The sequence below is a fragment of the Venatoribacter cucullus genome (genome assembly GCF_016132445.1).
GTDB lineage: Bacteria > Pseudomonadota > Gammaproteobacteria > Pseudomonadales > Oceanobacteraceae > Venatoribacter > Venatoribacter cucullus.
This window is the reverse complement of the sequence record NZ_CP046056.1, coordinates 1,483,982-1,506,422: the sequence shown is the minus strand read 5'-3', so window position 1 is coordinate 1,506,422 and position 22,441 is coordinate 1,483,982. Positions and strand designations below refer to the sequence as shown.

The 22,441-nt window shown below is 56.6% G+C and carries 23 protein-coding genes and 1 other RNA gene; 21 read left to right on the top strand and 3 right to left on the bottom strand.

The genetic code is table 11. The features are described 5' to 3' along the window. Nucleotides 1–239: 239 nt before the first annotated feature. Together rhlB and GJQ55_RS07120 are read left to right on the top strand one after the other, a co-directional pair. Nucleotides 240–1,619 (top strand): ATP-dependent RNA helicase RhlB, encoded by a 1,380-nt coding sequence (gene rhlB / locus GJQ55_RS07125; RefSeq protein ID WP_228344291.1) that lies wholly within the window; start codon nt 240–242, stop codon nt 1,617–1,619. Nucleotides 1,620–1,651: 32 nt separating this feature from the next. Next, the gene (locus GJQ55_RS07120) at nt 1,652–2,179 is read left to right on the top strand and encodes a hypothetical protein (protein WP_228344290.1); all 528 of its coding nucleotides are present in this window, start codon (nt 1,652–1,654) and stop codon (nt 2,177–2,179) included. Here the strand turns inward: GJQ55_RS07120 and GJQ55_RS07115 are convergent. After that, nucleotides 2,166–2,876 (bottom strand): TorF family putative porin, encoded by a 711-nt coding sequence (locus tag GJQ55_RS07115; protein WP_228344289.1) that lies wholly within the window; start codon nt 2,874–2,876, stop codon nt 2,166–2,168. The genes GJQ55_RS07120 and GJQ55_RS07115 overlap by 14 nt on opposite strands. A gap of 167 nt (nt 2,877–3,043) precedes the next feature. On the opposite strand from GJQ55_RS07115, the gene GJQ55_RS07110 reads away from it, so the two are divergent. From GJQ55_RS07110 to GJQ55_RS07095, 4 genes are all read left to right on the top strand, one after another. Further along, nucleotides 3,044–4,879, top strand: coding sequence for an ABCB family ABC transporter ATP-binding protein/permease (locus GJQ55_RS07110; protein ID WP_228344288.1), 1,836 nt, complete (start codon nt 3,044–3,046; stop codon nt 4,877–4,879). Next, nucleotides 4,876–5,640, top strand: a complete 765-nt coding sequence (gene xni / locus GJQ55_RS07105; protein ID WP_228344287.1) for a flap endonuclease Xni — start codon at nt 4,876–4,878, stop codon at nt 5,638–5,640. Before GJQ55_RS07110 ends, xni begins: the two co-directional genes overlap by 4 nt. A 66-nt stretch (nt 5,641–5,706) precedes the next feature. Beyond that, on the top strand, nt 5,707–6,123 hold the full coding sequence (locus GJQ55_RS07100) for an acyl-CoA thioesterase (protein ID WP_228344286.1): 417 nt from the start codon (nt 5,707–5,709) through the stop codon (nt 6,121–6,123). Then, nucleotides 6,120–6,737 (top strand): MiaE family protein, encoded by a 618-nt coding sequence (locus GJQ55_RS07095; protein ID WP_228344285.1) that lies wholly within the window; start codon nt 6,120–6,122, stop codon nt 6,735–6,737. Before GJQ55_RS07100 ends, GJQ55_RS07095 begins: the two co-directional genes overlap by 4 nt. Nucleotides 6,738–6,776: 39 nt before the next feature. On the opposite strand, the gene GJQ55_RS07090 is transcribed toward GJQ55_RS07095, so the two are convergent. Then, nucleotides 6,777–6,953 carry a hypothetical protein gene (locus tag GJQ55_RS07090; RefSeq protein ID WP_228344284.1) on the bottom strand — a complete coding sequence of 59 codons (177 nt, stop codon included), beginning with the start codon at nt 6,951–6,953 and terminating at the stop codon, nt 6,777–6,779. Between the two features lie 222 nt (nt 6,954–7,175). On the opposite strand from GJQ55_RS07090, the gene GJQ55_RS07085 reads away from it, so the two are divergent. The 4 genes from GJQ55_RS07085 (at nt 7,176) to GJQ55_RS07070 (ending at nt 11,052) form a co-directional block, all read left to right on the top strand. Next, a complete protein-coding gene (locus GJQ55_RS07085; RefSeq protein WP_228344283.1) occupies nt 7,176–8,060 on the top strand; it encodes an alpha/beta fold hydrolase in 885 nt (294 codons plus the stop codon). Between the two features lie 67 nt (nt 8,061–8,127). Continuing rightward, the gene (locus GJQ55_RS07080) at nt 8,128–8,592 is read left to right on the top strand and encodes a DMP19 family protein (RefSeq protein WP_228344282.1); all 465 of its coding nucleotides are present in this window, start codon (nt 8,128–8,130) and stop codon (nt 8,590–8,592) included. A gap of 158 nt (nt 8,593–8,750) precedes the next feature. Beyond that, a complete protein-coding gene (locus GJQ55_RS07075) occupies nt 8,751–9,311 on the top strand; it encodes a chalcone isomerase family protein (protein WP_228344281.1) in 561 nt (186 codons plus the stop codon). Nucleotides 9,312–9,390: 79 nt separating this feature from the next. Next, nucleotides 9,391–11,052 (top strand): response regulator, encoded by a 1,662-nt coding sequence (locus tag GJQ55_RS07070; RefSeq protein ID WP_228344280.1) that lies wholly within the window; start codon nt 9,391–9,393, stop codon nt 11,050–11,052. 8 nt (nt 11,053–11,060) lie between these two features. On the opposite strand, the gene GJQ55_RS07065 is transcribed toward GJQ55_RS07070, so the two are convergent. Next, nucleotides 11,061–13,448: a Lon protease family protein gene (locus GJQ55_RS07065; protein WP_228344279.1), complete on the bottom strand. Its 2,388-nt coding sequence runs from the start codon at nt 13,446–13,448 to the stop codon at nt 11,061–11,063. A 132-nt stretch (nt 13,449–13,580) separates the two neighbouring features. Between GJQ55_RS07065 and ybfE the strand changes: the two genes are divergently transcribed. The 11 genes from ybfE to GJQ55_RS07010 all read left to right on the top strand — a co-directional run bounded on the left by ybfE (nt 13,581) and on the right by GJQ55_RS07010 (nt 22,307). Beyond that, nucleotides 13,581–13,850 carry a LexA regulated protein gene (gene ybfE / locus GJQ55_RS07060; RefSeq protein WP_228344278.1) on the top strand — a complete coding sequence of 90 codons (270 nt, stop codon included), beginning with the start codon at nt 13,581–13,583 and terminating at the stop codon, nt 13,848–13,850. A 90-nt stretch (nt 13,851–13,940) separates the two neighbouring features. Further along, nucleotides 13,941–14,037, top strand: an RNA gene (ffs, locus tag GJQ55_RS07055) — signal recognition particle sRNA small type. Nucleotides 14,038–14,119: 82 nt separating this feature from the next. Continuing rightward, nucleotides 14,120–15,955: a DNA polymerase III subunit gamma/tau gene (dnaX, locus tag GJQ55_RS07050; RefSeq protein ID WP_228344277.1), complete on the top strand. Its 1,836-nt coding sequence runs from the start codon at nt 14,120–14,122 to the stop codon at nt 15,953–15,955. A 23-nt stretch (nt 15,956–15,978) separates the two neighbouring features. After that, complete coding sequence (locus GJQ55_RS07045) at nt 15,979–16,305, top strand: YbaB/EbfC family nucleoid-associated protein (RefSeq protein WP_228344276.1); 327 nt, start codon at nt 15,979–15,981, stop codon at nt 16,303–16,305. Between the two features lies 1 nt (nt 16,306). Then, the gene (locus GJQ55_RS07040; protein ID WP_228344275.1) at nt 16,307–16,849 is read left to right on the top strand and encodes a toprim domain-containing protein; all 543 of its coding nucleotides are present in this window, start codon (nt 16,307–16,309) and stop codon (nt 16,847–16,849) included. Continuing rightward, nucleotides 16,846–18,015 (top strand): ribonuclease D, encoded by a 1,170-nt coding sequence (gene rnd / locus GJQ55_RS07035; RefSeq protein WP_228344274.1) that lies wholly within the window; start codon nt 16,846–16,848, stop codon nt 18,013–18,015. Before GJQ55_RS07040 ends, rnd begins: the two co-directional genes overlap by 4 nt. Beyond that, on the top strand, nt 18,008–18,292 hold the full coding sequence (locus GJQ55_RS07030; RefSeq protein WP_228344273.1) for a YcgL domain-containing protein: 285 nt from the start codon (nt 18,008–18,010) through the stop codon (nt 18,290–18,292). The genes rnd and GJQ55_RS07030 overlap by 8 nt, the downstream gene beginning before the upstream one ends. After that, nucleotides 18,289–18,729 (top strand): YcgN family cysteine cluster protein, encoded by a 441-nt coding sequence (locus GJQ55_RS07025; protein ID WP_228344272.1) that lies wholly within the window; start codon nt 18,289–18,291, stop codon nt 18,727–18,729. Before GJQ55_RS07030 ends, GJQ55_RS07025 begins: the two co-directional genes overlap by 4 nt. Beyond that, complete coding sequence (locus GJQ55_RS07020) at nt 18,717–19,088, top strand: hypothetical protein (RefSeq protein WP_228344271.1); 372 nt, start codon at nt 18,717–18,719, stop codon at nt 19,086–19,088. The genes GJQ55_RS07025 and GJQ55_RS07020 overlap by 13 nt, the downstream gene beginning before the upstream one ends. Nucleotides 19,089–19,322: 234 nt before the next feature. Continuing rightward, nucleotides 19,323–19,994, top strand: coding sequence for a YEATS-associated helix-containing protein (locus GJQ55_RS07015; RefSeq protein WP_228344270.1), 672 nt, complete (start codon nt 19,323–19,325; stop codon nt 19,992–19,994). A 24-nt stretch (nt 19,995–20,018) separates the two neighbouring features. Then, on the top strand, nt 20,019–22,307 hold the full coding sequence (locus GJQ55_RS07010; RefSeq protein WP_228344269.1) for a VWA domain-containing protein: 2,289 nt from the start codon (nt 20,019–20,021) through the stop codon (nt 22,305–22,307). Nucleotides 22,308–22,441: the final 134 nt, after the last annotated feature.

Genomic DNA, 22,441 nt, shown 5'->3' with positions numbered 1-22,441 from the left:
CCGGCAGGGCCAGCCCTGCGCCGTAACAGACTGTTCGTTGGTGCCCAAAAGGAACTGAAAACGGGCTTAACCGGTTAGCAGCGACGGCAAACGTATTAAAAAGCAGGCGCTTGCTTTATTATCGGGCGCGATTACAACCGGCATACTGAAACGCCGGACCAATAACCGGCACCCTGACGTGCCGGATATTACAGCCGGCAAACCGATGTGCCGGAATTTGCAGGTGAGTGGAGAAACCCTTGTTTAAAAAATTGATTCAGGCCGTAACCGGTAAAAAAGACAGTCCGGTAACTACGAAAAATACCTCTAAAAAAGACCATCAGCCCGCCCGGGATACCCATAAAGCCGCGCATGTTGCGCATAATCCGGAAGGCAAAAAACCGGTTCGTCAGCATAAAGAACAAAACAACAGCCAGAAATCCAGAGCGGCGGAAGCGGAAACGCCCTGGTCGCTCAGTGATTTTGCAGTGGAACCGGAAGCCGGTAAAACCCGTTTCCACGATCTGGGCCTGCCCGATTCGGTGATGCGCGGTATTCATAAGCTGGGCTTCAGCTACGCCACGCCGATTCAGGCGGAAACCCTGCCGGCTACCCTGCGTGGCCGTGATGCCATTGGTCAGGCGCAGACCGGTACCGGTAAATCAGCCGCCTTTTTGCTGACCATTCTGAACCGTCTGTTAACCAACCAGCCGGCCGAGCGTTTCGCCAGTGAGCCGCGCGCGCTGGTGATTGCCCCGACCCGGGAACTGGTGATGCAGATCGGCAAAGACGCCGAAGGCCTGGCCAAATACACCGGCCTCAATATCGTTACCATCGTCGGTGGTATGGATTACGAAAAACAGCGCGCCCAGCTGCGTAACCATGTGGTCGATGTGCTGGTTGCTACACCGGGCCGCCTGATTGACTTTATGCGCAGCCAGGATGTGTTCCTCGACCAGGTGGAAGTGCTGGTGCTGGACGAAGCCGACCGCATGCTGGATATGGGCTTTATCCCCGATGTGCGCCGCATTGTGCGCGGTTGTCCGCCTAAAGATCAGCGCCAGACGCTGCTGTTCTCAGCCACCTTTAACTACGACGTGCGTATTCTGATTGATCAGTGGACCAAAGATCCGCTGTCGGTGGTGATTGAACCGGAATCGGTCGCTACCGACCGGGTTGAGCAACGGGCTTATCTGGTGGCGGCAACGGAAAAATTCCGCTTGCTGGAGCGGGTGTTGCGGGAAGAAAAACCCGAGCTTTGTATTATTTTCGCCAACCGCCGCGATTTAACCCGCAATCTGTGCGACAAACTGATGAAGCATGGCCACAAAGCGGTGCTGTTATCGGGCGAGGTCAGCCAGGAAAAACGCATTAAAACGCTGGAGCGTTTCCGCGCCGGGCAGGTGAATATTATGGTGGCTACCGATGTGGCCGGTCGTGGTATTCACGTTGATGGTGTCAGCCACGTTATCAACTACACCTTGCCGGAAGACCCGCAGGATTACGTACACCGTATTGGCCGTACCGGCCGTGCCGGTGCCAAAGGGGTGTCCATCAGCTTTGTGTCAGAAGATGATGCGTTTGAATTACCGGCACTGGAAAAATACCTGGGCACCAAGCTGGAATTAACCCAGCCCTGAGTCTGCCTGGTTTTAAGCAAATGGTGACACCCATGCGGATTATGCTGCTGTGGTTATTGAGTGTTACGGCACAGGCTGCGGATACCGTCGCCGACCCGCTGGGGGTGACCCCGGTGTGGGCCGAGCAGTACCTGCAACAACAGCATTCCTACCTGCTGGCAGACAGCGAGAATGACCATGTGCTGTCGATGTATTATTTCGGCCGCATCGGTGCGCGTACGCTGTTGGGGATGGAACGGGTGCGGGGTGAAAACTATGAACAGTTTTATACCCTGTTGGTGTTCGAGCAGCGGCAATTACTGGGGTATTTTCCCCAGGTAATGACCTTTCCCTCCGCCCTTCAGGGCGATGGTGAAGTGGTTTTTCCACTAGGGGTGGCGGCGCATGGTGAGTTCAGCAACGGAGCCTGGAATATCAGCGCTGATCCGAACACATTCGAGCCTCTGTGTCAGGGGCTGGGAGAACGGATGCAGTGTGTTCCGTGGCAACCGGCCCGGCCAGCCAGTGCCCCTGTCGTTGCCCCGGCTGACTTGCCTGAGCAGGCGGTTACCACAGATTAAAATACCGGTGGATGCCTAACTGGAACAGCGTACCAGCATCAAACCGGCTGCTGCTGAGGTTGGTACGTTCTACGGTTAAGCGGTAATCCCACTGATTCCAGGTGCGTTCCAGACCAATGCGGAAATGCAGATAATCGCTGTACCCCATATCGGCTTTATCACCCAGATTGCGGTAATGGGCACCATAAAATTCAATACCAAAGGTACCGGTCTGTAAGGTATAGCTGGCTTCCAGAGCACGGCGGTCGCTGTTGGTCCCCAGATATTCTTCGCTCTGACGCCAGCCGAATACCCAGCTGTCATCCACCAGTAACCGGGCGCCCAGTTCGGTGTAATTCTGCTCGTCGCTGTTGTCGCCGTAAAAAGTAAAGTGTGTAGCCGTCAGGGACAGGGCGGTGTAGTCGCTCAGCGGCTGATAAAAGCCGGCAAAAATATCGGCTTCCGCACTGGCTTTGTCGTAGCGGCGATCCAGACCAGAGGCCCAGCCACCCAGATAAAAACCACTGTTGTGTTCCCAGGTCAGGCCGGTTTGCCAGGTCGGGTTGCCATCGGTCTGACTGATCCCTTCACGGATGTATTCGCTGGTCAGCCCCAGGTTGGCATTGATGCCGGCAACGGCGGGCAAACTGGCAGAGCACAGCAGGGCTGAACAAAACAGGGCAGGGACAGAGGCCACAGGCAGACGCTTGGCAGACATGGGTAATGAGGTTCCGTTAACAATGAATCCGGCGCGTATCATACGCTGTTTCGGTCAGCTTGTGATGCGCGGATATTACAGACCCGCTTTTACCCGGCAGGTTCAGCCCCGGCATTGAATCAGCCGGCGCGGGTCTTTATGCTGCGGGCCAAACTCTGAGGCTCTGTATGCGACATTCTTCTGCGTTGCCGGACAATATTCCGGTGCAATTTCGTGGCTGGCACTGGGTAAAAACCCTGTGGCCTTATTTAATGGAATACCGTGGCCGGGTGCTGGCGGCATTGTTGTGTTTGGTGGCCGCCAAGCTGGCCAGCGTCGGCATGCCGTTTTTACTCAAATATCAGGTCGATCATCTCAGTGCTGCCGGGCTGGCCGGTGCGGTGGCCGCCGACTGGTGGTTGTGGTTTCCGCTGGGGTTGTTACTGGCCTATGGCAGCGTGCGGTTTTTAAGCGTTTTTCTCGGTGAGGTGCGTGACCTGCTGTTCGGTCGGGTGACGGAACGTGCCATGCGCCGCATGGCGTTGCAGGTGTTTGAACATCTGCACCGGCTGAGCCTCGAATTTCATTTAAACCGCCAGACCGGTGCGTTGCAGCGCGACATAGAACGCGGCACCAACGGCATTGGTTTCCTGCTGCGGTTTATGATTTTTAATATTATCCCGACCTTCCTCGAATTATTTCTCGTCATTGGTTTATTGCTGGCCAATTATCCGCCGGTCTTTGCCATTATTACCACCGTTGCCGTGGTGGCCTACATAGCCTATTCCGTGGTGGTAACCGAGTGGCGCACCCGTTATGTACGCGAAGCCAACCGGCTCGATTCCACCACCCATGCCCGCGCCCTCGACAGTCTGCTGAATTATGAAACGGTAAAATATTTTACCGCTGAACAACGTGAGGCCGGTGCTTATGATGAGTCGCTGGCGCAGTGGGAAAGCGCCCGGCGGATGAACCGTTTTTCCCTGTTCAGTCTGAATAGTGGTCAGGCCCTGATTATCAGCCTGGCTATGGCCGCTATGCTGTTGTTCGCGGCTTATTATGTGCTGAGCGGTGACATGACACTGGGTGACTTCACGCTGGTGAATGCCTTTATGTTTCAGCTGTTTTTACCGCTGAATTTTCTCGGTTTTATTTATCGGGAAATCAAAGCCTCCATGGCCAATATTGAGCGCATGTTTGAGTTGTTGGATGAGCAGCCAGCGGTACCGGATGACGGAAATAATACGCTGAATATTCAGCAGGCTGAGGTGGAATTCCGTGAGGTCGGTTTTGCTTATGCCAATGGAAGGACGGTGTTGAATAACCTGAATTTAACCTTGCCGGCGGGCCAAACCCTGGCGGTTGTCGGCAGCAGTGGCGCTGGCAAATCGACTCTGACCAAGCTGCTGTTTCGTTTTTACGATCCGCAACAGGGTGGAATTTATATTGATGGCCAGGATATCCGCAGCATACCGCAACAGCAGTTGCGGGCGGCGCTGGGCATTGTGCCGCAGGACACGGTGCTGTTTAACGACACCTTGCGCAATAATCTGCTCTATGCCCGCCCGGATGCGACCGAAGATGAATTGCAGCAGGTGGTGCGGATGGCGCATCTGGAAACCCTGGTGCAGCAAAATCCGGCCGGGCTGGAAACCGTGGTGGGTGAGCGTGGGCTGAAATTATCCGGCGGCGAAAAACAACGTATTGCCATTGCCCGTATGTTGCTGAAACGACCGGCCATTATGGTCTTTGATGAAGCAACCTCATCGCTCGATTCCACCACCGAACGCGGCATTATGGCCGCCATTCGTGAAGTATCCGCCGGCCGCACGGCGCTGATTATTGCTCACCGGCTTTCCACCATTGTCGATGCCGACTGCATCGCCGTGATGGAACAGGGGCAGGTGACTGAGCGGGGTACACACGCTGAATTACTGGCCGCGCATGGCCGCTATGCGCAGCTGTGGCAGGCGCAGCAGTCTGAGCGTCAGGTGCCGGTGACCGGGGAGCCAAAAGACGCATGAAACTGCTGATTGTCGATGCCATGAACCTGATCCGGCGCATTTACGCCGCCGCTGAAGACGCTGAACTGCCGCTGGAAGCCACGCGCAGCCGTTGTCTGGCGGCCATTGCCCGTAATGCCGAGCAGAGTCAGGCCACCCATGTAGCCATGGTGTTTGAGCAGAAGTGCATCACCTGGCGCCATCAGTTGTGGCCGGATTACAAGCTGGGGCGGCCACCAATGCCGCAGCCGCTGCAGGATGATCTGGAAGCTCTGCAGCGCTACTTCCGCCAGTGCGGGCTGTATTGCCTGGAATTGAGCGGTTGGGAAGGGGATGACGTGGTCGCTAGTCTGGCCGTTAAAGCCGCTTTTGCCGGCCTGCAGGTCACGATTCTGTCCACCGATAAAGGCTTCTGCCAGCTGGTGAATCCGCGCCTGACGGTACGCAATCATTTCGACCGTTTCAGCTGGGATGAAGCCATGGTGGAGCAGAAGTTTGGGCTGAAACCCGCACAGCTGTGTGATTTCTGGGCCTTAACCGGGGATACCACCAACCATCTGCCCGGCGTGCCGGGTATCGGCCCGAAAACCGCCGGCCATTTACTGGATACCCATGGCTCGCTGGATGTACTGCTGGTGCACTATCAACAATGCGAAACCCGGGTTCAGAACGCGCTGCAGCAGCACTGGCAAAACGCCTTGCTGACCCGGGTACTGGCTCGTTTACGCACCGATGTGCCGCTGGGTTTTAACCTGCACGAACTGCGCTGGCAGCCGCATTGACCTGTGTGGCTGGTTGCCCGGGGCGCTTTCGATTAAAATCGCCGCCTTTGCTGAATGGGGTGTGCTGTGTCTGTTGATATCAAAGTCCGGGGTTATCACCTCGATATTTACCACCATGTAAACAATGGCCGCTATCTGGAATTTCTGGAAGAAGGTCGTTGGGATTACTTCGACCAGCACCGGTTTATTGAGCTGTTTGAATCGCGCAATCTGGCCTTTGTAGTCGCCAATATCAACATCAGTTACCGCCGTCCGGCCTATGCCGGTGAAATTATCCGGGTGGTGACACGCATGGAAAAAATCGGCAATAAAAGCGCGCAGATGAAACAGGAAGTCTGGCTGCTGGAGCAGGGTGCAACCACTCAGTTAATTGCCGATGCCATCGTTACCTTCTGTTTAATGGATTCGGCCACGCAGAAATCGGTACCTATTGAAGGTGAAGTGCGTCAGGTTCTTGAAGGTATGCTGAGTGAGGGCTTATGAGTCTGGATGCCGTACTGCAGGAAATTAACGAATTTCTCGGTTGTCCGACCCCGGATGCCTGGATACAGGAAGCGCTGAATAATCAGGAAACTCTGCTGATTGATCACGCGAATTGTGAAAAGAAAGCGGCCACCACCGCCATGAATCTGCTCTACAAACACATTGACCGCGACGATCTGCTGAAAAAAATGAGCCAGCTGGCACGGGAAGAACTGCTGCACTTCGAGCAGGTGGTCGCCATTATGAAAGAACGCGGCATCACGTACCGGCACGTATCGTCATCACGTTATGCGGCGGCGCTGCGTGATGAAGTGCGGAAGGGGGTGGCGGAAGAACTGATTGATGTGCTGATTATCGGTGCGTTTATTGAAGCACGTTCGTGCGAACGGTTTGCCAGACTGGCGCCGTTTCTGGATGACAAGCTGGCGAAATTCTATCGTTCGCTGCTGCGTTCCGAAGGCCGGCATTATCAGGACTATTTAAGTCTGGCGGCGCAATATTCGCGCACACCGATTACTGAACGGATCGCGGAATTCCGTGCGCTGGAGCGTTCATTGATTGAATCTCCCGACCCCGAATTCCGTTTTCACAGTGGCATACCAGTAGCCGCCTGAGCGGCTGTTGTACAGATAGCCGGCATAGCGTGGCCGGCGTTACCCGCCGGCACGGATAATTTTGCGGCACAGCTCGAAGATATACGCGTATTCTTCCGCATCAATAACACCAGCATCCAGATCCCGGCGCGCTTGCGCCATACGGCCTTCGGCTTCTTTGCGTTCGGTAAAGCGCCGGTTGGAGTCCAGTGCGCGTAGGGTGTGAAGGGCAGTCATACAAACTCCTTGTGTGGTTAATATCCCGTCCGACAGTGTGCCGCGGCTTGTGCGTGGTTTGAAGCAGTGGTGGTGGAAAAGTTCTGTTGCCTGCTTTATCTGTAGCTCAAAGTTATCTATAACGGTTCACCTGGAAGCCTCTGAATAACTCTGCAATCCAGAGCGGGCACCGAATTACTCAGAGGCTCCCCAGGAAAAATAACCGACAAACTGAGCCATTTTATGAATTCCCCTTACGATTTGTCTGCGCAGCTGACGCCCTGGTCGGATGCCGGTCTGGCCGGCTGGACGCGGCCCGGCGCAGAATCCGCGCCGGCCGTGCATGTTCTGCACGGCAATGGTTTCTGCGCCAGTACGCTGTGGCCGGCGGCGCAATTATTACCCGCGGACTGGAATCTGTTCTTGACCGATGTGCCGGGGCACGGCGGTTCTGCCCAGCCCGACCACAAAATGCCCGACTGGCAGGCCATGGCGGCTCGCATTGGTGACGCCCTGGAGCGGCGCTGGCCAAAACCGGTACTGGGCGTTGGGCATTCGATGGGGGGCGTATTAACCCTGTTATTGGCGGCCGCCCGGCCGCAGTTATTCAGCCGTATTGTGTTGCTGGACCCGGTATTGTTTTCACCGGAAATTCTGTTATTTCAGCAACTGGCGCGCAAAAGCGGGTTATGGAAACGCACCGCGCTGGTAAAAAATGTGGCCGCCCGGCGCCGTGAATGGCCGGATGCCGACAGCATGATGGCCGACCTGCAGCGTAAAAAACTTTACCGCCAGTGGCAGCCGGAAGCGCTGCAGGCTTTTATTGCCGGTGGTACCCATACCACTGCCAGCGGACTGGCGCTGAATTGTGATCCGGCCTGGGAAGCCTCCATTTTTGGTTCTTATCCCCGTGGTCTCTGGCATGCCGTGCACAGCATTCAGGTGCCGGTGGATATTTTGGTGGCGTCTGATTCCTATCCCTTTATTGCCCGGGCGGCGAAACGGGCGGCTGCGGCTAACCCGAACATCCGCTGGCAGAGCGTGTCTGGCAGCCATTGCTTTCCAATGGAGCAACCACAACTCTGTGCGACTCTGGTGCAGGAATTACTGCAGAAAAAGGTGCTTTAAAAACAATAACCGGTAGGCTATTGTGACTTTTCCATTGGCTTCCCCAAGAGAATAACGAGTAGGATTTATGAACATGGAGATTCAGGCAGCGCTGGACGTTGCCGATGAAACCGATTCATTTCTGCAAATCACTGATGTGATTTACGTCAAAGAATCAGAAGCGGGCTACGATGCCCTGACCGAATCCGAAAAAACCGTATTTTGCATTGATGGCTTATTACGCGAAATGGAAAACGGCGGTTTTGTACAGTTCTTCCACCATGATGTCGGCGCACTGGCTGCAGATACGCTGGAATCCCTCGAACGCATCAAAGCCAAAGGCACTTATGAGCTGATGGACCGTATGCTGGATTTATTCGCTGAGCGTCAGGTGCCGGCCGATGAAGATGAGCGGATTGAAGTCTTCGATCATATTCAGAGCGAACACGCCGATGAGATTGCCGAGCTGGATGATCGTTTCTACGACGTCGGTGAAAATCTGGTTGCCCTGACCCTGAGCTTCGTGCAGAAAAATCTGAAAGATTTCCGCTGACGCGGCTGTTGCTGTCTGCCGCAAACAATGGTCACCTTACCAGCAACAGGCCCAGTGGGCCTGTTGTGCTGTCTGGCGGGTGATTTCACTTGCATTCCCCCGATGCTGCCGTTACAAAAGTACACCCAACCTATAACAATTAAATAAGGACCATTCTCATGATTCGTCTGCTTTCTGCTGTACTGATTTCCGTTGTGGTGGCATTGCCCGCTCAGGCACTCAAAGTGAAAGATACCGAAGTGGCTGACACCCTGACGCTGAACAACCAGGAACTGGTGCTGAATGGCGCCGGTGTGCGCAGTAAATTCTTTGTTAATGCCTACGTCGCGGCGCTGTATCTGCCGGCTGCCGACCAGGACGCCAATCGCATTGTCGCCGCCGATGAGCCGATGGCCATTCGTCTGCATATCACGTCCGGCATGATCAACGCCAAGCGCATGAGTGAATCCACCCGGGATGGCTTTGTCCGTTCGACCGGTGGCAACACGGCGCCGATTGAAAAAGAAATCGAAACTCTGATCAGCGCCTTTGCCGAAGAAGTTAAAGAAGGTGATGTGTTCGATATGGTGTATCAGCCAGCGGCCGGTGTGACGGTATACCGCAATGGCGAAGCCAAAACCCAGGTGCAGGGCCTGCATTTCAAACAGGCTTTATTTGGCATCTGGCTGTCTGAGGATGCTATTCAGAGCTCCCTGCGCAAGGCGCTGGTGAATTCCTGAAAGCCCCGGTGCTGCATGCTCAGGGTAGCGCAGCGCCGCCCTTATTCTTCATCCCGGGCCGGGGTATGAGGAGGTAATGATGACAGCAGAATTTCCCGCTTCAGAAGCCGTTACCGCCCATCCTGAGCCCGCACAGTTTTTGCCTCCGGTAATCCGCCTGCTGGTAGCCGACGATGATGAGTCGGTGTTGCAGGTTACCCAGCTTATTCTCTCCCGTTTCCGTTATCAGGGCCGCCGGCTCGATATTCTGCAGGCCCGCAGTGCGGCTGAAGTCCGCCGTTATTTGCAGGAATACCCCGATATTGCCGTGTTGCTGCTGGATGTGGTGATGGAAAGCGATGATGCCGGCCTGCAGCTGGTTGACTATATCCGCCATCAGCTTGGCAACCACCGTATGCGCATTCTGCTGCGCACCGGCCAGGCGGGTTACGCACCCGAACGCCAGGTGGTGCAGGATTACGACATTAATGACTACCTGCTGAAATCGGAAGTGACGCAGTCGCGGCTGTGGTTGTCGCTGACCACGGCCATTCGCGGTTACAGCGATATTCTGCGCGCCGAATGGCTGGCCGGGCAGGTGGGTGATGCCCAGCGCCAACAGCAGCAGGCGCAGCAGGCATCTCTGGCAAAAACCCGCTTTCTGGCCCACATGAGCCATGAAATCCGCACGCCGCTGAACGGCATTGCCGGTATTGTGGAATTGCTCAGTCAGACCGCTCTCGATTCTGAGCAGGCTTCGCTGGTAATGGATTTACGCGCCGCCAGTGAAGCCATGCTGGGGGTCGTGAACGATGTGCTGGACGTGGCCAAAATTGAAGCCGGTAAGCTGGAGCTGCACCAGCAGGACTTTTCTCTGGCCGATCTGCTGCGTGCCGTAGCGGCTGTATTTTCCGCATCCATGCGGCTGAAGCAGATCGATTTTCAGCAGCACTGGCCCGATACCGCGGACCTGTGGCTGCACGGTGACCGTCAGCGGCTGCAACAAATTCTGATCAATTACCTGAGCAATGCACTGAAGTTTACCCCGGCCGGTGGGCGGGTAACCTTGCGGGTCAGTTGCCGGCCGGAAGGGCCGGTCTGCGTTTTGCGGGCCGAGGTCGACGATACCGGTCCGGGTATCAGTGCACAGCGATTACCGGATATCTTTAATGCTTTTGAGCAGGAAAGTGCCGCCACCAGTCTGCAGTTTGGCGGTACCGGGCTGGGGCTGAATCTGTGTCGCAGTCTGGCGGAACTGATGCAGGGCGAGGTGGGCGTGCAGAGTGAACCCGGCAAGGGCAGTTGTTTCTGGTTACAGCTGCCGTTACCGCTGGCCAGTGCGCCGGAACCCGCGCTGACCGTTCTGGCTGCTGAATCCGGGCCGCGCCTGCAGGGGATGCGGCTGGCGTTGTGTGAAGACGACGCCACCAGCCGTAAGGTGATGCAACGCATGCTGGAACGTCAGGGTGCCAGGGTTTTGCTGTATGAAAACGGTCAGCAACTATTGGATGATGACGCTTTTGCCAGCTGTGACGCCATTATTCTCGATTACCATATGCCGGTACTGGACGGACTGACCACGGCCGCTGCCTTGCGCCAGTCCGGTTTTCGCGGCCCATTACTGGCGCTTACGGCGGCCGCGACTGAAGACGAGCGGCAGCACTGTCTGGCGGCCGGTATGGATCGGGTGATGAGTAAGCCGGTTGAGTGGTCGCTGCTGATTGACTGGCTGCAGGAATGCCGGAATACCCCGGCATCCTGAACCGCGGGTTAGTTGTGCTGCTCTTTCTCCATGCTGGCGATGGCCTGCAGCCGTTTAATAATGTCATCGTTCAGGCTGCCAGCCGGAAAACTGCCATCTTTCTTCTGGCTGCCGGCCCGGCGCTGCAGCAGTATTTCCATGGCCTGATCGACATGGCTGACGGCATGGATATGAAACTCGCCGGCGGCGACCGCGGCGACCACATCGGCATTCAGAATCAGATTGCGGCGATTGGATTCCGGAATAATCACCCCTTGCTGGCCGGTTAAGCCGCGCGCCTGACAGAGACGGAAAAAGCCTTCAATTTTTTCATTCACGCCGCCAATGGCCTGCACTTCACCGTATTGGTTCATCGAGCCGGTAACGGCAAAGCTTTGCGCCACCGGTGCTTTAATTAAGGCGGAAATCAGGCACACCAGCTCGGCCAGCGAGGCGCTGTCGCCGTCGATATAACCGTAGGATTGTTCCATAGCGATGTGGGCGGAAATGGCCAGCGGAAATTGCTGGGCGTAGCGGTTGCCCAGATAGCCACTGATAATCATCACGCCCTTAGAATGAATGGCCTGACCGAGGCTGACTTCGCGCTCAATATCCACCACACCTTTGCTGCCCGGGTAGGCGGTCACGGTAATACGGGCCGGAGAGCCAAAGCTGGTATCGCCCAGCGACATTACGGTTAAGCCGTTGATTTTACCGATGGCGCTGCCGCTGGTTTCCAGCAGCACGGTGCCTTCCAGCATCTGTTCAAACAGCTTGTCGTAAACCCGGCCGGTGCGTTCCGTTTTGGCGCTCAGGGCGCGGTCGATGTGATCGGCTTCCAGTAATTCGTCACCCGCCAGGCGGCGGATAAAATCCGCTTCGGCCAACAGGTCAAACTGTTCACCAATACGCGCACTGAGTACATTCTGCTGCTCCGCCAGACGGGCGCTGAAGCGCACCATGCGCTCAACGGCGGCACGGCTTAAATGGGCGTAGCCCTGTTCGTCAGCGCGGTTTTTCAGCAGTCGCGCATAGCCCAGCACATGGTCGTCGGTTAACGGCAGGTCGCTGTCAAAATCGACCACAGCGCGGAACAGGCGTTTAAAGTCTTCGTCGTATTCCTGCAGCAGGTAGTACACCTGCCGTGAACCGATTAACACCAGCTTGAATTGCAGCGGGATCACTTCCGGCAGCAACGTGGTGGTATTGATTAAGCCAAGGTCGGAATAGGGCGATTCCATTTTCAACTGATGCGACTGCAGCGCCCGTTTCAGGGCTTCCCAGACCATGGGTTCACCCAGCACTTTCTCGGCATCCAGAATCAGGTGGCCGCCATTGGCCTTGTGCAGCGCCCCCGGACAGATGCGCTGGTAGTTGGTGACCAGCGCGCCCTGGTCGCTTGTGTATTCAATGCGGCCGAACAGGTTGGAAAAGCTCGGGTGCGGTTCGTAAATAACTGGCGCGCCGCTGTCTTCGGCGTGATGGGTCACGATATTGGGCAGCAGGGTGTCTTCCAGAATGCTGCGCTTGGCGTATTCATCGCGCAGTTCCAGCAGGCGTTCTTCCACCAGTTCTTCCATCACCAGCCGCGGCAGAAATTCCTGCAGCTCGTCCAGATAGCTGAGAATGTCCGCATGGCTGCCGTACTGTTCCTGCAGCGGTTGCAGCAGCGGGTTAATGGCATCGCGGATGGTGTCGTGGTTCAGCTGGCGCAGGGCATTACTGCTTTCGCGCTTCCATTGCGGCAGCTCTGACAGCTGGTCGCTGAGTTGCTGTTCCAGCTCGGCGATGTCGCTGTGAAAGGTTTCCCGCTCGGCTTCGCTGAGCTGGGCAAATTCGGTTTCATCCAGCGCCTTGCCATCGCGCATCGGGGTAAAACTGATGGCACTGGCATCCCGGTACACCGCCACGCCGCGTTTCAGTGCTTCGCGTTCCACCAGTTCAATGGCCTTGTCGTAGCGGCGGTTGAACACATAATCGATGGCCGATTTTTTCTGCTGATAAGCCGGGTGTTCAAAGGTGGCGGGAAAGGTGGCCAGCAACTGGTCGATCAGGTCGCTTAATAACTGGCGGAAGCGGCTGGCATCCTGTGGTAGTAATTCCAGTGCCTGGGGTTCGCGCGGGTTGCGGAAATTATTCACATAACACCAGACACTGGGGGTGCTCTGGCGCTTGGCTTCGCTTTTCAGATAATCGCGCACGTACGATGAGCGGCCGGTACCGGTATCGCCCATCACAAAGATGTTGTAACCGGGGCGCTGCATGGCGACACCGAACTGAATAGCGTTCACGGCACGGTCCTGGCCGAGGACGCCATGGAAGCTTTCCAGCTCGCTGGTGTCGCGGAAATTAAGCAGTTTGGCCGGGATTGTCTGAGTCAGCGCAGCAGCGGGTACTGCGGTTGTTTTTTTAGCCATGCAGCAGAGTCATCGTGTGTCAGAAATAAGGGGCTGTACAGTAATGGTGCGGCCGCTGCGTTGGCAAGCGCCGGCGTTGCCTTTTAGTGCCAGCTGCGCATAATGGCGCCGCCTGAATTTCCCGGAATCCCCATGTCTGTCCAGCCTGAAGACCGAACCACTATCGATATGTTTGCGCCCAACCGGCCGGGCCGGCCGCGCAGCAACCCTTATGACCGGCCGGTGCAGACGCGGATGAACAAGCGGGTACAGCGGCTGCGTGATAAAGCCCGGGGGCTGCACCGGCTGGAAGTGAAGCTGGACAGCGCCATGATTGAGCGCCTGGATGACGTAGCTGACCAGCTTAACCTCAGCCGCGCCGATGTGATTGAGCAGGCGTTGCGCCACTGGCTGCACCTGTAATGGGTATCGGTACTATAACTGCTTGAAATAACACGGGCTTTTGGTTAATGTGCCGCCTCCTGACGCTCGTTAGGACGTTATGGTGGCCTCTGTTGGTCCCCTCGCAACGATACACTGCGAACCCCGCCAGGCCCGGAAGGGAGCAACGGTAGCAGTCGACTCGTGTGCCGGGGTGTGGCTGGCAGAGGTCATCTCCAGTTTCCTCCTGACTTTCCCGCATCAACGCGCTATTATGCCCGTCACTGTTTACCCCCGGTGTCGGAAATTAGATGAGTTATCAAGTACTTGCGCGCAAATGGCGACCCCGTTTCTTTGATGAAATGGTGGGGCAGGAGCATGTCCTGCGGGCACTGATTAATGCCCTTAATGAGCAGCGCTTACACCACGCTTATCTGTTTACCGGCACCCGCGGTGTCGGCAAAACCACCATCGCCCGGATTCTGGCCAAGTGCCTGAACTGCGAGCAGGGCATCAGCGCCCGTCCCTGTGGTGAATGCAGTGCCTGCCGGGAAATTGCCGAAGGCCGCTTTGTTGATTTAATCGAAGTCGATGCCGCTTCCCGCACCAAAGTAGAAGACACCCGCGAATTACTCGATAACGTGCAGTACGCGCCGACCCGGGGCCGTTTTAAGGTCTACCTGATCGACGAAGTACACATGCTGTCGGCACACAGTTTTAACGCTCTGCTGAAAACCCTGGAAGAGCCGCCGGCCCACGTTAAATTTCTGCTGGCCACCACCGATCCGCAAAAACTGCCGGTTACGGTACTGTCCCGTTGTCTGCAATTCAGCCTGAAGAATATGACGGCAGAACGCATTGTGGGGTATCTGGGCAAAGTGCTGGAAGCCGAACAGGTACAGTACGAAGAACCGGCGCTGTGGCAGTTAGGCCGTGCCGCGCAGGGAAGTATGCGCGATGCGCTCAGTCTGACCGATCAGGCCATTGCCTACGGCGAAGGCCTGGTTGGGGAAGAGCAGGTCAATGCCATGCTCGGCACCATGGATCGTGGTCGCCTGTTTAAACTGGCTGAAGTGCTGGCTCGTGCCGATGCCAGTGAAGTAATGGCGGAAGTCGCCGCCAGCGCAGAACATGCGCCCGATTACGACGAAGTGCTGCAGGGATTGCTGACCATCTGGCACCGCGCCTCGCTCGGGCAGGTGGTACCGGATGCTATTGATAACGCCGAGGGCGACCGCGAGGCCATTCTGCAACTGTCCATGGCCATGCAACCAGAAGATCTGCAGTTGTATTACCAGATTGGCGTCAGTGGCCGCCGTGATCTGGCCTTAGCACCTGATCCGCGCCAGGGCTTTGAAATGTTGCTGCTGCGCATGCTGGCCTTCCGGCCGGCACCGGCTGCGCCGGTGGAACTGGATCTGCAAACCGCACTGCAAAAAAAAAAGCCCCTGAGTCAGGCCGCTGAGCCTGATGCTGCTGCCGTTCCGGTGCCTGCTCCTGCGCCGATTCCGGCCCCTGTTATGGCGGCGGATTCGCCGCAGGAAGCTGCCAGCCCGGGAGCGGCAGCTCGGTCTGCAGCGCCGGCCGCTACCGCTGAGGACGCAGAGCCAGATGCAGCGGCAGAGCCCGAACGGCCTGCTGACGACCCCGTGCCTGATGCAGCCCCTTCGCTTGCCGAAGAACCAGAGCAGGCCGCAGAACCAGTGCCCGCCGCAGTATCCGAGCCGGTCTCTGTCACGCCCGCACCTGAACTGACCGCACAGACCTTACAACCCCACACCTGGTGGCAATGGGTTGAGCGCTTGCCGCTGGCCGGCCTGACCATGGCCATTGCCCGCAACAGTGCGCTGGTACAGGTGCAGGATGAGCGTTATGAGTTTGATGTTGATCCGGTGCAGGGTGCCTTGTTCAATGCTGCGCAGCAGCAGAAAATTCAGGATGCCTTACGCACATTGATTCCGGCAGCGCAGGTACAGATGCAGTTGCAGCTGCCCCGTGGCGAAACGCCGGAACAACGCCGCCAGCGGCAGCAGGCTGAGGCGCATGCTGGAGCCAAACAAGCCATAACCGGCGATGCGCTGGTGCAGCGTATCGTGCAGGAATTTGATGCTTTCGTACCGGATGACAGTATTCGTCCGGTCAGTTAATACCAAACCAAGAGGATAAAACGATGCTGAAAGGTGGCATGGGTAATCTGATGAAACAGGCGCAGAAGATGCAGGAGCAACTGCAGCGCGCCCAGGCTCAGCTGGCTGAAGCGGAAGTGACCGGCGAGTCCGGCGCCGGGCTGGTTAAAGTCACCATGAATGGTCGTCACGATGTTAAGCGCGTCGAGCTGGACGATTCCATCATGAGCGAAGACAAAGAAATGCTGGAAGATTTGCTGGCCGCAGCCGTTAACGATGCGGTGCGCAAAATCGAGCAGCGCAATCAGGAAGAAATGGGCAAACTCACGGCCGGTATGGGTTTACCACCCGGCGTGAAAATGCCGTTCTGATATGCTGCTGCCGGCGGCATATCAGCAACTGGTGCAGGCCCTGGATCAGCTGCCTGCGGTTGGCCCCCGTGCCGCCGCCCGGCTGGCTCAGCATCTGCTGAACAGCGATGCGGGTGCCGCATTACTGCAGGCCCTGCAACGGGCCGGTGCTGAAGTAACCCAGTGCCGGCACTGCCGTTGTTACAGCAATGCCGACTTATGCGGGCTATGCGGCAATGAGCAGCGCGACCGCACACGCTGGCTGGTGGTGGCGGGTGTGGATGAACTGCAACAGGCTGAGCAGGTCGGTTGGCGGGGACTGTATTTTGTTTTGCATGGTCTGTTGGCGCCGATGTCCGGGCGGGGCCCGAATCAACTGGGGCTCGACCAGTTACAGCAACGGGTGGCGACAGCGGCCCGTCCGCTGCAGATTACCCTGGCACTGGAAAGTACCGCCGAAGGCTGTGCCACCGCTGCCTTTATCGCCAGTATGCTGGCGGCGGCCGGTGTTGAACTGGTGCTGCAGGACTGGACTGAATGGCTGACGCTGCAGGAGCAGGCATGATCCGACTGAAAATCCCTGAACCGGTATGGATTACCACCGACTCAGACTTGCGCGCGGCGTGCCAGCAATGGTCGCAGGAGCCTTATCTGGCGCTGGATACCGAATTTATGCGCACCAGCACTTTTTACCCGCAGGCCGGGTTGGTGCAGGTGGCCGGACGGGAAGGTTGTTTTCTGATCGATCCGTTGCTGATCACCGACTGGAGCCCGCTGGCGGAATTGCTGACGCATCCCCTGGTGGTTAAAGTCTTTCATGCCTGCGCCGAAGACCTGGAAGTGTGCCGTTGTCTGACCGGCGTGATGCCGGCTCCGCTGGCCGATACTCAGCTGGCCGCGGCGCTGGCTGGGCTGGGTGGCTCGATGGGGTTTCAGCGGGTTGTCAACGAGGTGCTGGAAATTAATCTGCCCAAAGAAGAAACCCGTTCCGACTGGTTGCAACGGCCGTTGCGGGATGAGCAGATAAGCTATGCGGTGGCCGACGTGCATTATCTGTACCGGCTGTACCCGAAATTAATGTCGCTGCTGAAACAGCAGGGTCGGCAGCACTGGTTAAGTGAAGAGTGTGAGCGTCTGCTGGTGTTGTCTGAACAGGCTGATCAGCACAACGCCTATTACCGCCGCATTAAGCTGGCCTGGAAACTGCGGCCGCAGGAACTGCTGCTGTTGCAGCAGCTGTCTTTGTGGCGCGAACGGCAGGCGCGTGAGCGCAATGTGCCGCGCGGTAAGGTGGTGGACGATAATACCCTGTGGAATATTGCCCGCTTTAAAGCCGCAAATAATGACCAGCTGGCCCGGGCCGCCCTGCACGGCAGCGCCATCCGTAACGATGGTAAAGAGATTATTGCCGTTGTGAATCAGGTGCTGGCACTGGATAAAAAGCTCTGGCCAAAAATGCTCGACCGGCCATTGAGCCCGCACGCGGGGCAGTGGTTTAAAGTCTTGCGCGATGCCGTAGCCAGTAAAGCTGAGGCCTTACAGATTCCGCCCGAGTTACTGGCCAATAAAAAAGCCCTGGAAGCCCTGTTGCGCTCCGGCTACCCGAAAGGCCCTTATCGTCTGCCCGATCTGTTGCGGGGCTGGCGTCAGGTCGAAATTGGAAATTATTTGCTGCAGCTCCTGCAGGAGTTGCAGCAGCAGCCCGTGTTGAGAAATTCTGCTGATGACTAAAGTTCTGTGTGATGTGTATAAAAGCCGCAAAATGGATGAAGCCTATTTGTATGTCAGCCGTAAAGATGCCCTGAGCCGGGTTCCCGAAGCCTTGCTGACAACCTTCGGTAAGCCTGAGCTGGCCATGACGCTGATGCTCAGCGCCGATAAAAAGCTGGCCCGTGCTGACGCTGCCAAAGTATTGCAGCAAATGGATGAACAGGGCTTTTACCTGCAGGTACCGCCGCCGCGGGAAAATAACCTGCCGGATTTATTTTGCAAAATGGATAAAGAATGAGCGCCCAACCTTTCTGGCAGGTTAAAACACTGCGTGAGATGACCCCGGCTGAATGGGAATCCCTGTGCGATGGCTGTGCCCGCTGCTGTCTGCAAAAACTGGAAGACGAAGACACCGGTGATGTGTATTACACCGATGTACATTGCCGTTATATGGATCAGGACAGCTGCCGTTGTACGGTCTACGAAACCCGCCATATTAAAGTGCCCAGTTGTGTGTGGTTAACACCGGATCAGGCGGAACAATTCCGCTGGTTACCGGAAACCTGTGCCTATCGTTTGCTGGCGGAAGGTAAGCCGTTATTTGACTGGCACCCGCTGATATCCGGTGATCCGGAATCGGTGCATGCGGCCGATATCTCGCTGCGCGGCAAAGGCATTGCCGACGATCAGGTACCGGAAGAGGAGTGGGAGGAACATATTATATGGAAAGCCTGACCACCTTCGCGCCGTTCTGGGCGTTGTATCTGGCGTTTGCACTGGTGGGTTACTGGTGCTGGAATCAGCTGTTTTTCTGGTTGCCGGCGCACAGTAACTGGCGGCGTTTTTTACGTGTTCCCGGGGCGGTTATTTTATTTACCCCGGCACCGGCCGCCGCCGGTTCTGCACATATTGCGCCCGCCATATTTGTGTTGTTGCTGAATTTACTGGAAGGGCAACCGGTGCTTACCGAGCCGGCTTTATTGTGGCTGCTCGCGGCTTTTTGTCTGGGTTTGTTGGTGCAGGCGATCCGGCAGGCGATACGTCGCTGGCGGCAGCCGGAATCCGGCACTGATACGCCAGCACAGGAGGTGTAAAACAACAGAAAACGGCCACTTAATGAACAGTCGTTTTTCTATTAATGAACAAATTTATCTTTTTTTATTACTTTTCTGGCTAACCCATAAAAGTTTGCTAATTTTAATGCAGAAGTGCCCGGGTCTGCTGCAATCGGCAGAACGTCCGGGAAACTGGGGTACATTGGGGTATTCCTTCGTGGAGTAATCAGATCAGAAGTTTCTGACTATCTGATGGATAAGAGGTTCGGCAAGATGGCAAATCATATCTTTATTCTGGCAACGGTAATGCTGCTGGCAGGCATTTTCGGTGGTCTGGTGAATTATTACCTGTACGGTGACAAAGACCCGGATGCAGCAAGTCTGCCGCGTTTTCTGGTGGTGGGTGTGGGCGCATCGTTTCTGGTGCCGGTTATTCTCGACATGGTCAACAGTGAACTGGTACTGGAAAGCCAGGGTGATCCGTCACGTCTGCTGATTTTTACCGGCTTCTGTCTGATCTCAGCGCTGGTCAGCCGCTTCTTTATCGACAACCTGTCCGACCGTATCCTGAACGAAGCTCAGGTGGCCAAGGCCCGTTCGGAAGAAGTGCAGCAGAATCTGCGTATTATGCAGAGCGAATTACTGCCGCTGATCGATACTGAAACTGAACAGGACGGCGAGCAGGATGAAGGCGGTGAGCTGACCCATCTGAATGATGACCTGGATGTTACCTCAGCCAAAGTGCTGAAGATCCTGTCCAGTGGTCGCTTTATTTTCCGTTCGCTCGGTGGCGTCTGCCGCGAAGCCAACGAAGAAGAATCCACCATTCTTAAAACCCTGCACGTACTGGTAACCCGCAGTCTGGCGGGCAAAGTAAGCGGCAAGAATGGTGTGCGCTGGCACATTACCGAAAAAGGTCGCCGAGTACTCGAATCCAATCTGTAATCTGCCTTTCCCCCGGGAGCAATCATGTTAAAGCATCGTTGGCTGTCGGGGGTGATCCTGCTATCACTCCTGTCATGTTTTTCCATTACCCAGGCTCAGGAACCGGCTGAACTGCCTGCTGATGTCCGCATTCTGGTGGATATTTCCGGCAGCATGAAGGAAACCGACCCGGCCAATCTGCGCATTCCCGCCGTTAATTTGCTGGTTGAGTTATTGCCGCAGGGGTCGCAGGCCGGCATCTGGACGTTTGGCCGTTACGTCAACATGCTGGTGCCGCTGGCAGCGGTGGATGATGACTGGCGCGCCAGTGCCAAAGACAAAGCCCGGCAGATCAATTCTGTGGGCTTGTATACCAATCTGACCGAAGCTCTGGAGCGGGCGCGCTGGAAAGTGGCTGCCGACAGCGGTTATCGCCACAGCCTGATTCTGCTGACCGATGGCCGTATTGATATGCGCGAGCCGGGTGCCCCTGCCGATACCGATGAACAGCAACGCCAACGCTTGCTGAATGAGGTGATTCCGGCCTATGTGGAAGCCGGTGCCCGTATTCATACCCTGGCCTTATCCGATGGCGCCGATCAGAAATTACTGCAGCAAATTGCTCTGGAAACCGGTGGTCTGTATCTGCGCGCCGATAACGCCGATCAATTACTGAAAGCCTTCCTGAAAGCCTTTGACCGGGCGGTACCGGCTGAGCAGGTACCGCTGCTGGATAATAAATTCAGCATTGATGCCAGTGTGCGGGAGTTTACCGCCCTGATTTTCCGCCAGGCCGGCGCCCGCCCAACCCGTCTGATTGCCCCCGATGGCACTGTTCTGGACGCGGCCACAGCGACTGAGCAGCAGGTGCGTTGGCATCAGGACGTTAACTTCGATCTGATTACCGTCAGCGCACCGGCGGTGGGAGAGTGGCAGGCCGATGCCGATCTTGATCCGGATAACCGCGTGCAGATCCTGTCAGATCTGAATTTGCGGGTAGCGGGGCTGCCCGATGCCCTGTTCTCCGGCGTGCCGCTGGATCTGGCGATTGACCTGACGGAAAAAGGCCAGACCATCACCGAACCGGCATTATTACGACTGACCGATATTACGCTGAAAGTAACGGCACCGGATGGCCGTTCCGGCAGTAAGTTGTTGTCAGACCCTGAAAACCTGCCAGCCGATGGCGTGTTTCATGAATCCCTCAGCCGCCTGTCGGCTGAGGGCGAATATCAGTTTGAAGTGGTGGCGGTGGGGCGGACGTTCCAGCGCCGCCAGCAGCTGACTGCCGTGTTGCAGGAGCCATTGCGGGTTGAAACCGTACGGGAAGAAGAGCAGGGAACTCTGCTGATCCGGGTGATTCCGCAGAATAATGCGGATACTTCGCTGTCACGCATTATTGCCCGGGTGGTGGCACCGGATACCAGTTCGGTCATTAATTCCATGGAATACAACACCGAAGCCGGTGAGTGGCAGCTGCGCCTGAATGGTGACAAAGGCGCCGGGCAGTATGAGGTTGCCCTGAATGTACGCGGCATTACCGCCGGTGGTGTTGATTTCCGCACCCGTCCCGATGATATCCGGGTCACGTTCCCGCTTACCTCGCCGCAGGTGGTACAACCTGAGCATCCATTAAAAGCGGCTCCTCTGGCTGCTGATGCCAGTGCCCCGGCCGCTGCCGAAACGGTGGCTGCGGCTGACAATGCAGAGCCGGGCGCAGCAGAACAACCCCTGCCGGAACCCGCAGCAGAAGCTGAACCGGCTGCCGAACAATCCCCAGCCGCACAATCCGCTGCAGAAGAGCCGGCAGCCGCACCGCCCATGGTCGATTTACAGTCCCGTTTTGCCGAACAGGAAGCTGCCGCAACGGTTGCTGAAGACGCAGAGGAGGGGCTGGCCTGGTGGCTGTATGCCTTACTGGGAGCCGGCAATCTGGCCTTATTCGGAGGTGCTGCGGCCTGGTGGTTACGCAAACGCGGCCAAACCGTTACCGAAGACAAGGCGCCGGCGAAATCGGTACCGGATGATCTGATCCGTGAAGAGCTCAGTGATGAGGGTTTTGACGGCGATTTTGATGCCTTCGATGGTGAAGCCGAGGAAGAAATCCCCCTGCTGGAGGCGGAAACCAAAGCAGCAGCCGGAGCGCCGGCGTCACGGGCCAATCTTGCCGATATGGGTGCCGATACCGATATTGCGGCCGACTTTGCTGATGACTTCGCTATTGATCCTGATCCGCTCGATGAAGTGGATGACTGGGGTGAATTTGACACCGATATCGGGGACGACAAAGTCGCTGGCTCCGACACCGGTGAAGCCCCCCGCAAACCCGATTAAACCGACAGCGGTTTTTGTTAACCAGCGGCGGCTTAGTAAGCCGCCGTTGCTTTTTTTGCTGGCAGCGTTTGCTGGCAGCTCAGCTTGCTGGCGGCCTTGCCCCTCCTTATACTCCCGGCCTGTTTTGTCTCAGT

Excerpts from the sequence above, each read along its gene's own strand:
- dnaX (WP_228344277.1), top strand. The coding sequence starts at position 14,120 with ATGAGTTATCAAGTACTTGCGCGCAAATGGCGACCCCGTTTCTTTGAT.
- GJQ55_RS07110 (WP_228344288.1), top strand. The coding sequence starts at position 3,044 with ATGCGACATTCTTCTGCGTTGCCGGACAATATTCCGGTGCAATTTCGT.
- GJQ55_RS07015 (WP_228344270.1), top strand. The coding sequence starts at position 19,323 with ATGGCAAATCATATCTTTATTCTGGCAACGGTAATGCTGCTGGCAGGC.
- GJQ55_RS07065 (WP_228344279.1), bottom strand. The coding sequence starts at position 13,448 with ATGGCTAAAAAAACAACCGCAGTACCCGCTGCTGCGCTGACTCAGACA.
- GJQ55_RS07095 (WP_228344285.1), top strand. The coding sequence starts at position 6,120 with ATGAGTCTGGATGCCGTACTGCAGGAAATTAACGAATTTCTCGGTTGT.
- GJQ55_RS07040 (WP_228344275.1), top strand. The coding sequence starts at position 16,307 with ATGCTGCTGCCGGCGGCATATCAGCAACTGGTGCAGGCCCTGGATCAG.
- ybfE (WP_228344278.1), top strand. The coding sequence starts at position 13,581 with ATGTCTGTCCAGCCTGAAGACCGAACCACTATCGATATGTTTGCGCCC.
- GJQ55_RS07070 (WP_228344280.1), top strand. The coding sequence starts at position 9,391 with ATGACAGCAGAATTTCCCGCTTCAGAAGCCGTTACCGCCCATCCTGAG.
- GJQ55_RS07020 (WP_228344271.1), top strand. The coding sequence starts at position 18,717 with ATGGAAAGCCTGACCACCTTCGCGCCGTTCTGGGCGTTGTATCTGGCG.
- rnd (WP_228344274.1), top strand. The coding sequence starts at position 16,846 with ATGATCCGACTGAAAATCCCTGAACCGGTATGGATTACCACCGACTCA.
- GJQ55_RS07030 (WP_228344273.1), top strand. The coding sequence starts at position 18,008 with ATGACTAAAGTTCTGTGTGATGTGTATAAAAGCCGCAAAATGGATGAA.
- xni (WP_228344287.1), top strand. The coding sequence starts at position 4,876 with ATGAAACTGCTGATTGTCGATGCCATGAACCTGATCCGGCGCATTTAC.
- GJQ55_RS07115 (WP_228344289.1), bottom strand. The coding sequence starts at position 2,876 with ATGTCTGCCAAGCGTCTGCCTGTGGCCTCTGTCCCTGCCCTGTTTTGT.
- GJQ55_RS07085 (WP_228344283.1), top strand. The coding sequence starts at position 7,176 with ATGAATTCCCCTTACGATTTGTCTGCGCAGCTGACGCCCTGGTCGGAT.
- GJQ55_RS07090 (WP_228344284.1), bottom strand. The coding sequence starts at position 6,953 with ATGACTGCCCTTCACACCCTACGCGCACTGGACTCCAACCGGCGCTTT.
- GJQ55_RS07080 (WP_228344282.1), top strand. The coding sequence starts at position 8,128 with ATGAACATGGAGATTCAGGCAGCGCTGGACGTTGCCGATGAAACCGAT.
- GJQ55_RS07025 (WP_228344272.1), top strand. The coding sequence starts at position 18,289 with ATGAGCGCCCAACCTTTCTGGCAGGTTAAAACACTGCGTGAGATGACC.
- GJQ55_RS07075 (WP_228344281.1), top strand. The coding sequence starts at position 8,751 with ATGATTCGTCTGCTTTCTGCTGTACTGATTTCCGTTGTGGTGGCATTG.
- GJQ55_RS07010 (WP_228344269.1), top strand. The coding sequence starts at position 20,019 with ATGTTAAAGCATCGTTGGCTGTCGGGGGTGATCCTGCTATCACTCCTG.
- GJQ55_RS07120 (WP_228344290.1), top strand. The coding sequence starts at position 1,652 with ATGCGGATTATGCTGCTGTGGTTATTGAGTGTTACGGCACAGGCTGCG.
- GJQ55_RS07045 (WP_228344276.1), top strand. The coding sequence starts at position 15,979 with ATGCTGAAAGGTGGCATGGGTAATCTGATGAAACAGGCGCAGAAGATG.